6 protein-coding genes and 1 pseudogene are annotated in these 9,042 nt (G+C 54.8%); 1 reads left to right on the forward strand and 6 read right to left on the reverse strand.

The genetic code is table 11. The annotated features are described in order from the left end of the window. Positions 1 to 685: 685 nt before the first annotated feature. Positions 686 to 1,643: pseudogene (locus BZL43_RS05700) on the forward strand (DUF3987 domain-containing protein); the annotation flags it as partial. Positions 1,644 to 1,831: 188 nt separating this feature from the next. On the opposite strand, the gene BZL43_RS05705 reads toward BZL43_RS05700, so the two are convergent. From BZL43_RS05705 to BZL43_RS28380, 6 genes are all read right to left on the reverse strand, one after another. Beyond that, positions 1,832 to 2,659, reverse strand: coding sequence for a carbohydrate ABC transporter permease (locus tag BZL43_RS05705; protein ID WP_095631408.1), 828 nt, complete (start codon positions 2,657 to 2,659; stop codon positions 1,832 to 1,834). A gap of 11 nt (positions 2,660 to 2,670) precedes the next feature. Beyond that, complete coding sequence (locus BZL43_RS05710; protein WP_095631409.1) at positions 2,671 to 3,657, reverse strand: carbohydrate ABC transporter permease; 987 nt, start codon at positions 3,655 to 3,657, stop codon at positions 2,671 to 2,673. Further along, on the reverse strand, positions 3,651 to 4,919 hold the full coding sequence (locus BZL43_RS05715; RefSeq protein WP_218228027.1) for an ABC transporter substrate-binding protein: 1,269 nt from the start codon (positions 4,917 to 4,919) through the stop codon (positions 3,651 to 3,653). The genes BZL43_RS05710 and BZL43_RS05715 overlap by 7 nt, the downstream gene beginning before the upstream one ends. Before the next feature lie 110 nt (positions 4,920 to 5,029). After that, positions 5,030 to 6,226, reverse strand: a complete 1,197-nt coding sequence (locus tag BZL43_RS05720) for an ABC transporter ATP-binding protein (protein ID WP_095631411.1) — start codon at positions 6,224 to 6,226, stop codon at positions 5,030 to 5,032. A 509-nt stretch (positions 6,227 to 6,735) separates the two neighbouring features. Next, positions 6,736 to 8,382 carry a glycoside hydrolase family 13 protein gene (locus BZL43_RS05725; RefSeq protein WP_095631412.1) on the reverse strand — a complete coding sequence of 549 codons (1,647 nt, stop codon included), beginning with the start codon at positions 8,380 to 8,382 and terminating at the stop codon, positions 6,736 to 6,738. Positions 8,383 to 8,948: 566 nt separating this feature from the next. Then, a partial coding sequence (locus tag BZL43_RS28380) for a carbohydrate porin (RefSeq protein WP_143517829.1) occupies positions 8,949 to 9,042 on the reverse strand: 94 nt, incomplete at its 5' end.

Below are 9,042 nucleotides of genomic sequence, written 5' to 3' on the forward strand. Positions count from 1 at the left end.
GCGTAGAAAAGGTCGGGCAAAGTGCTGTCGTTGACAGCAACCCAGGTAGCCAGAACCTTCAAGGCTACGCCACGCTGGTTCTCCCAAAGTGCGATTAGCGTCCGGCGGCTCGCACGGTCACAGCGATGTGATGGATGCCACTTCTTCCAGAATGCCCACTGCGGCAACTCATGCCCTTTCATAGCTGCCCCGCAGCAACCTATCCGCCTGGCTATTTCCTTGCGCCAACCTGCGCCCGTCTCTTTCTTTTAGAAAGAGACGGGCGCTCCTACCACTGCTGCAGCCCAACTCGTAGAAGGCTTTGCGGCATCCCCCCTCGTGACAATCGGCGTGACAAACACCGAAGTCACCAGCGACAGCGATGCAGATGATGGTGCCGCAGTCCAAGGAATGGACTGCACCTGACTGACAGTCAGGCATGCCCCGGTCATCGCCTCACTGCTTTTACCTGACTCAGGATCTCGCGACGTTGGTTTCGTCAGCCGATGCAGCCTCCACTCGCCCGCATCCTCGGATGCGCCCAGGAGGCCAGATTCATGGGAGTTGCCCGGGATCTTGGTCGTAAAGAGCCGTCCGTTCCGCGTCAGTGAACACCCTCACAGGCCGCAGGGGCCTTCATCCCTGATAACACTCAACATCCGTGGCGGGAGCGTGAGGGCATCAGTGGGAGAACAGGAGAAAGGTGATGCTGCAATCAACCTGGAGCTTGCCGCCGCAACCCTTGCTGGAGGCCAACCCGACGCCATTAGATTATCCGGTGGCCGCCCTCGGTGATCTGCTGGGACCGGCCGTCGACGCATGGCCGAAGTGATTGGTGTGCTCCAGGCCATGGCCGCGCAATCGGTGCTGGTCACCTCGGCTTTGGCCACTCAGGGGCATGCCAATGTGCATTTGGATGGCCGGGTCTATCCGCTGTCACTGTACCTACTCACTATGGCGGCTTTCGCTGATCGCAAGACGGCGGTGGCTGGCCTTGCAGCCAGCCCGCGAATGGGAACGCCTGCAATGGCAGGCCTACCGCGGAAAACTCAGTCGCTAGCCCGCCACACTTGCCCCAATCTCAGAAGCAGATGGCAACGATCGATTGCCACACCGACACGCCAATCAGATAGAGCCAGAGCCCGTAGCGCCACGACTGACCTGACCAAAAGCCTGTGTTTGGGTCTGCCCAGCATGGGGCTGTTCAGCGACGAGGGCGGCCAATTCCTCGGTAGCAGCACCATGAGCCGGGACAACCGCCTTAAGGCCGTGACCACCCCGTCCTCGGCGTGGGACGGCAACCCCATCGATCACTCTCGCTCCATGGCCGGAGAAAGCCTGCGCGCCTATGACCGGCGCTTGAGCCTGCACTTAATGCTCCCTATTTGGCAGGTCGACTGCTTAAGGACCCGTTGCTCAACGGCCAAGGCATCTTCGCCCGTTGCCTGATCACCTGGCCACCGAGCTTGGCCGGACAGCGCTTTTATCAGCCGGTGGATCTCACCCAAGACATCAGTCTCAAACGCTACACCCAACGAATCACCGACCTGCTGCAACGTACGACCAGCGCCTCCAAGGCCGCGGACAATCTGCTACGGATTGCCGGCGTCCTTGCGGTACTGGAAGACCGCGACCTGATCGAGGTCACCCACATCCTATCTGCCAAACGGTCAGCAGCACGACGGATACACACACGAGGGAGGTCAGAAAGTGGCAAGTCAAAGATCACGCTTCAAGAGAGCACCATGAGAACACTCTGACCCACGGGAGCAGAGAGAGACCCTGTGACAAAGCGCCCATTAAAGCCTCCTGTGTTCGTGTTCGAATGTCACACCGACTAAACCTAGGGGCCTCAGCCTTTCACTGCTCCTGCAGTTAGCCCTGAGACAATGCGCCGCTGGAAGAACAAAACCAACAAAACAATGGGGATCGTCACAATGACCGAAGCGGCCATAATGTTGCCCCAAGGCAGTTCATGGGCGCTGCCACCGGTAATCAAAGCAATTGCTACAGGTACTGTGCGTTGCTCGTTGGTCAAGGTGAACGTCAAGGCAAAGAGAAACTCATTCCATGCTGCCACAAAGGCCAATAACCCTGTAGTCACTAAAACTGGCCACATCAGCGGCATCAATACACGGGTAATAATCGTCCAGGGCCCCGCACCGTCCATGATTGCCGCTTCCTCCAGTTCCTTGGGTAAACCTCGGATAAAAGTGGTCAGTACCCAGACAGTAAAAGGAAGTGTGAAAATCAAGTATGAAAGCGTCAGGCCAAGCATGTTGTTGTATAGGCCGAGCAAGCGGATCAGTTCGAACATGCCCGACAGAACAACGACCTGCGGAAACATGGAAACAGCCAGGATAGTCACGAGGATGGTGTTGCGCCCGCGGAAACGTATTCGCCCCAACGCATAGGAAGCGGTGACGCTCAGCAATAAAGACACCACAACCACAGAAAGCGAGACCAGCAGTGAGTTTAGAATATTAGCCCCGAAGCGCTGCTCACGGAATACAGAAACATAGTTTCCCCAGTGCCAGAGCTCAGGAAAATAGTCAACATTAAATAGCTGCGAAGATGGTTTAAGCGAGGAGATGATCGCGTAGTAAAACGGAAAGACAGAAACGAAAACAATCGTCGCCACCAGTAAGTAAAAGGCACAGGTCCCGAGTGCTTTTTTCATAACAAATCTCCTTAATGCTCATCGTCGAAGCGAACGCGCCCGGCCACGATATATAGAACGGTGCAGAAGGCCACAACCAGAAACAACAGCGTGGACGCGGCGGAACCGTAGCCGACTTCCTGGAAATCCAAGAGCTGCTGGCGTGCGTAAATCGACATCGACATGGTGTCTTTACTATTGGAGGTCAGTACATAAATGAGATCGAACACGCGCAAGGCATCCAGCACGCGGAAAAGCACTGCGACCATGATTGCGGGCCGAACCAGCGGCAATGTGACCCTGAAGAACACCCGCACCGGATGGATACCATCAACCTTCGCTGCTTCATAGCAATCGGAAGGCAGCATCTGCAGGCCGGCCAGAATGAGCAGCGCCATAAAGGGTGTAGTTTTCCAGACGTCCACCATCACCACGGCCATCATCGAGAGGTCTGGATCCGCCGTCCAGGCGAGCGGATGGTCGATGACGCCCAAGGCCATCAGCGCATGATTCAGGATCCCGAACTGATCGTTCAGCATCCAGCTCCACATTTTCGCTGAGACAATAGTGGGAATAGCCCAGGGGATCAGCACGGCCGCACGCACCCACGCACGCCCTGGAAACTGTGCGTTCAACACCAGAGCAACGATCGTACCCAGAACGACTTCCAGACTGACCGACACAACTGCAAAGCACGCGGTGTTCCATACCGCGCGCCACCAATCGGGATCCGTAAGCAGACCCGACCAGTGCCCAGCGTCAACACTTAGATAATTGGCAAAACCAATAAACTGCGCGCCGCTCAAATCCGCAAGATTGGCATCGGTGAAACCAAACCAAATAGTTCGGGCGAGCGGCCAGCCGGCAATAAGCGCCAGAACTACCAACATCGGGGCCAGAAACAGCCACGCTGACCGAACACGGTCGCGGGTTAAAGCGCTACTACGGGACGAGGGATTCTCTTGTTTTTCGCTGGAGCGGATATCCGCGATTGGCGATTTCGCCGTGGTAGTTACCATTTCCCACCCCGACTCATTCTGTTCAGTTTACGAGCTAACTCCTTCAAACTCGCCGCCGCATCGGTACGACCAGACAGAACGGAATAAACAGCATTGGAGAACTCGGCGCTAAACTGGTTGTATCGGACCCCAGTGATCGCAGACGGGCGAGCCGCGGCGCTGCTTAGTGTGTCGTAGAGCGGGTCTACCACCGGGCCAGCTGCCACTCGCACACTTTCATCCTTGTATAGGGCGGGGATTGTTGGGGCGTAGGAGCCTACGATGGCACGTCGTTTCTGCTCAGCCGCGCTGGTGAGGTACATCACCAGATCCGCCGCCAAGTCAGGTTCTTTGGAGTATTTGGAAACGGCTAGCTGCCACCCTCCAAGGATCGGCGAATGCCGCCCCTCTTCACCGCCTTTTGGGAGTACTGCTACACCGACTTTCTCCTTGACTGGACTGTCAGTATTGTTGACCAACGCCAACGCGTAAGGCCAGTTGCGCATGAACACCGCATCGCCGGATTGGAATACACCGCGGGCTTCTTCCTCGCCATAGTTCAGAACGCCTTGTGGGCTGATACTGCCCACCCACCCCTGGGCTAGCGTCAGAGCGGCCGTTGCCTCAGGATTGTCTATCGTCACCTTGCCGGCGGCATCGACGATTGCACCACCGTTGTAGCTCGACACCCACTCCAGGGCATTGCACGTGAGCCCTTCATAATTGCGGCCCTGCCAGACAAACCCCCACAACTTGTCATGACCGGTAGCACGCTCGGCATCCTGAATCTTCTGAGCCGTGGTGCTCAATTCGTCCCAGGTTTCCGGGACTTTCGCCTTATATTTTTCCAACAGATCTTTGCGGTAATACAGCACCCCTGCATCGGCAAACCAGGGCATCGCGACCAACCGATTGCCTACGGTGTTGTTTTTGATAATTGAGGCGAAATGCTCTTCAGTCCCACTACCGACCTTTTCCTTCAGATCGATCAGATGCTGCGCCAGTATTCCCGGCCAAACGACGTCGATCTGCAATACATCGATATCCGATGAACCAGCGCTTAATAGCTGTTGATACAGCGCCAATCGGCCTGAGTCCGGCGAAGACACCACATTAACCTTGTTACCACTTTGCTGTGCCCAGGCCTCAGCGCCCTGCGTGCACATTTCCAGATCTTTGCCGTTCGCAATACAAGAGATGGTTACAGTCGCTGCTGAGCAAATACCCGATTGCAGTAGCGATGCCACGAGAATACCCAAGCCGAATCTGGTGTAGTTGCGCATGTTCATATTGCCTCCAGCCTCGCAGACACAACGCGCCTTAAGTGGGTAGCGTTACGCCGTGCAAAATCATTATTGTTGTGTTTTGGCTTTCGCCGAACGCATTCGTGTATTTAATGGAACGCGCGTCCGGGGAGTTGCCCGATTCCAGATGACTTGTCGGAGACCGCCAGGGCACGATTGTTCGCAGCGAGCGCAACCTCGACCGCGGCTACCCTCGGGTAAGCTCTTTGATCAGCGGCAAATAGATGGCTACCGTGCTTTGGTACGTGGAGTGTGAGCGTGTCACCGATTTGTATTGACGTCGCCACCGGCACACGAGCCGTAAGCAATCCATCACGGGAACCTGGGATGTCAAGGTAGGCAAAGGTCTCGTCACCAAGATGCTCCAACACTTCCACCCTGCCGCTCAAACTCTGATCAAGGGTTGCCGAATGGGCAACTACCAAGTGCTCTGGACGAATGCCGAGGATCACCTCGTCACCCGGCTTGGCGCCTCCCGCCTCCACAGCCACCGTCACGTGACTTCCACCAGGCAGCAAGACAGTTGCCTCATGAGAATTAATGCAAACAATCCTGCAATCGACGAAATTCATCTTGGGTGAACCAATAAATCCGGCGACAAACAGATTTTTCGGATGATTGTAAAGCTCCAATGGTGCCCCGATCTGTTCCACATTGCCCTTGTTAAGCACCACAATCTTATCCGCCAGGGTCATGGCTTCGACCTGATCATGGGTCACGTACACCATGGTTGCCTTGAGGTCTTTGTGTAGTTTGGCGATTTCGATACGCATTTGTACCCGTAAAGAGGCGTCCAGATTGGATAGCGGTTCGTCGAACAGAAACACCTCTGGTTGTCTGACAATCGCCCTGCCAATGGCAACCCGCTGTCGCTGACCACCCGATAGTTGTTTGGGCTTACGACCGAGCAAATGGTCGAGTTGCAGAATGCTCGCTGCTCGCAGGACACTGTCCTTGATTTCCTTTCGGTCTTTGCCAGCCAGTTTCAACCCAAAGGCCATGTTGTCGTACACACTCATGTGCGGGTACAACGCGTAAGACTGAAACACCATCGCGACACCACGCTTGGCCGGAGGTAAGGTGTTGGCCAGTACGTCGCCGATCAGCAACTCGCCGTCGGTGATGTCCTCCAGACCCGCAATCATCCGCAATAACGTTGATTTCCCACACCCGGAAGGACCGACGAAGACACAGAACTCGCCGTCTTCGATATCCATATCCACACTCTTGATGATCTGGTGGGTATCGTAAGTCTTACCTACATTACGCAACTGAACTCTTGCCATTTTTCCTCCTGGACATCCGCGCGAACGATTCGAGCGGCCTGCCTCGCGCCAAGCGCACAATTAATGGTTGAACGCTTGCTCGATTCGCGGGCAGCAGCTCGTAGAGCGTTTTATACGTCGTCGGGAGGAAACCCTCGAAGGGCTACGTGGATACTGGCGAACTTCGCGCTGGGTGCAGACGTCTTTGCATAGAGGAAAAGTAGACGCCCCCCCCAAAACCAATCTATCGCGGTGAAACCCAAGAGCGACGAACGGATTCAATCCGCCTTTTATTTGATAGGCCAGGCAAGCGTGACTCCCGAATGACGGTTTCACACTGACCTTCCGATGGCCAACTGTACTGATCATAGATGTCTCCCACTTTCTTTTTGTTATTGTTGCGCTCAAGCACTTGCAGCCTAGCCCAAAGCGCTTTGGATTGGCTATAGCAACGGCGCACAGACACAGCTAATGAACACCGATAAATACCGGGTGACACTCCCTGCTCTGTCGAGCAGGGAGTTGATCACTCATCTCAGCCATGCCGCAGCATTGGCGGGTAAAACGTAGGGTTGATTGATCGGTTCGCTGGAGATCAGAAGCTGACCGTCAGGAAGTGCAGTGGCCATGTCTGTCAGATTGATCACGATGCGGATCGGGCCATTGTCAAACAACAGTACCCCTTGGGCCGAGGGCAACCAGGTCAGAGAACCGCTACCCAACCCATACTCACGGCGCAGCTGTAGCAATTGGCGATAGAGCTCCAGCGTTGATTGCGGGTTGCCTTGTTGTACATCTGCACTGTATTGGGCGAATGACTCCGGCTGAGGCAACCAGGACTCCCCTGCTGTGCTGAATCCATAAGACGCTTCTCCCGAAACCCAGGGGATCGGCACACGGCAACCGTCGCGCCCTACTTCCTCCCCATTGGTGCGGAAAAAGCGAGGGTCCTGTCGGTGAGCTGCGTCCAGGGTTGTATGCTCAGGCAAACCCAGCTCTTCACCCTGATAGATGTAAGCCGATCCCGGTAATGCATGCGTCAGAAGCGCCGCAGCACGAGCACGACGTAATCCCAATGCTTCATCCGGCTGCTCTCTGGATGCATCAATACCCCTGGGGCGAGTACCAGGGTTGCTCAGGCCATATCGTGATGTATGCCTAACAGTATCGTGGTTGGACATGACCCAAGTCGTCGGCGCCCCAACATGAGCGGCGGCAGCCATAGAGGTATCGATTACCTCTCTCAATGCCCTGGCATCCCAGTGTGTCAGCAGATAATCAAAGTTGAAGGCTTGGTGCATTTCATCGCTGCGCACATAACGCGCCAGCCGAGATTGCGGCTGGACCCAGGCTTCGGCGACCAGCATGCGATCACCGGCGAACTCTTTCAGCACCTTGTTCCAGCTGCGATAAATATCATGTACGCCTTCCTGGTCCCACATCGGTCCAACGTTCATGGCGCTTTCTTCCGGGTCTTCGCTTTCCCAATCGGGCAACCCGGGTACTTTTACCAACGAATGTGCCACATCGACACGGAATCCATCGACGCCTCGCTTCAACCAAAAACGCAAGATGTCTTCAAACTCCGCCCGCACTTCGGGGCATTCCCAATTGAGATCCGGTTGGCTACTATCAAACAGATGCAAATACCATTGTGTTTCTCCGGGAATGCGAGACCATGCATCACCGCCGAAAACGCTTTGCCATTTGTTCGGTGGAAACTCGCCGTTCTCACCTTTACCATCACGGAAGAGGTAGCGATTACGCTCCGCACTTCCCACTGGGGTCTTCAGAGCTGACTGAAACCAACTGTGGGCGCTGGACGTATGGTTGGGCACCAAGTCGATGATGACCTTGATCCCTTTTTCGTGGGCCTGCTCCAACATCCGGTCGAAATCATCCAGCCTGCCAAATAGCGGATCGACATCGCAGTAATCCGCCACATCGTAGCCAGCATCCATCTGGGGAGAGCGATAGAATGGAGAGAGCCAAATAGCATCTATCCCTAATGAAGAAAGATAGGGAATTTTCGATGAGATTCCGACCAAGTCACCTATACCGTCGCCATTCGCGTCGGCAAAAGAGCGAGGATATATCTGATAAATAACAGCGCTGCGCCACCACTCCGCACCGACACGGTATTCGGTCATGGGCTCTTCTTTAATATGGATAGACATACTTGCTTCCTTTACCTGCGTCTCGTGTTTAAAGTCAATGAATACGATTTTATTAGCGCACGCTATGCATCCGATACAGCCCCAAAACACTTACCAGTGCAAAACAGTCGTCAAAACAAATAGCGAACTACCCCACGGCCCGACAATAAACAATTAACCCACGACCAGCACAATCGCCTACCGATGCGCATCAGTTATATTGTTACGTGAGTCGTAAGATGGAAAACACTTCTTAATTACTTGAGCATCACGGTACTGTTTAACGAGTACTGCTTTCAGTATTTCAGGTAAAGCACCAGTGGACGTTTATTTTATAAGCCATGAAGTTTTATCTCGTGAGCGCCAGCGCACTTCTATCTTTTTTACCGAGGACCTTATTCAGGACACATCTGAGCTACCACCACTCCAGTTTCACCCCCGCCGACGAGCCACTTCGGGAGTTGCCAAAGATGCCACTCGTCAGGGCAATAGTGGCCTTGGTCAGGTTTGATCTTCCGCTTGAGACTCAAGTGAGCCCAAGAGAAAAGATCGCAGCCTTCGGCAGCTCCTACGGGGTTATGTATCGCTTATTTCCACCAATACTCGACCTGCAATCCGACGTTCGAACCGTGCCGCGCCGAGCCGAAGGCGCCGGTGTCGGACAACGCCGAACCCGCCGCC

The organism is Pseudomonas sp. PICF141, assembly GCF_002286815.1.
GTDB lineage: Bacteria > Pseudomonadota > Gammaproteobacteria > Pseudomonadales > Pseudomonadaceae > Aquipseudomonas.

Coding starts and splice junctions, on each gene's coding strand:
- BZL43_RS05705 (WP_095631408.1), bottom strand. CDS start 2,659: ATGAAAAAAGCACTCGGGACCTGTGCCTTTTACTTACTGGTGGCGACG.
- BZL43_RS05710 (WP_095631409.1), bottom strand. CDS start 3,657: ATGGTAACTACCACGGCGAAATCGCCAATCGCGGATATCCGCTCCAGC.
- BZL43_RS05715 (WP_218228027.1), bottom strand. CDS start 4,919: ATGCGCAACTACACCAGATTCGGCTTGGGTATTCTCGTGGCATCGCTA.
- BZL43_RS05720 (WP_095631411.1), bottom strand. CDS start 6,226: ATGGCAAGAGTTCAGTTGCGTAATGTAGGTAAGACTTACGATACCCAC.
- BZL43_RS05725 (WP_095631412.1), bottom strand. CDS start 8,382: ATGTCTATCCATATTAAAGAAGAGCCCATGACCGAATACCGTGTCGGT.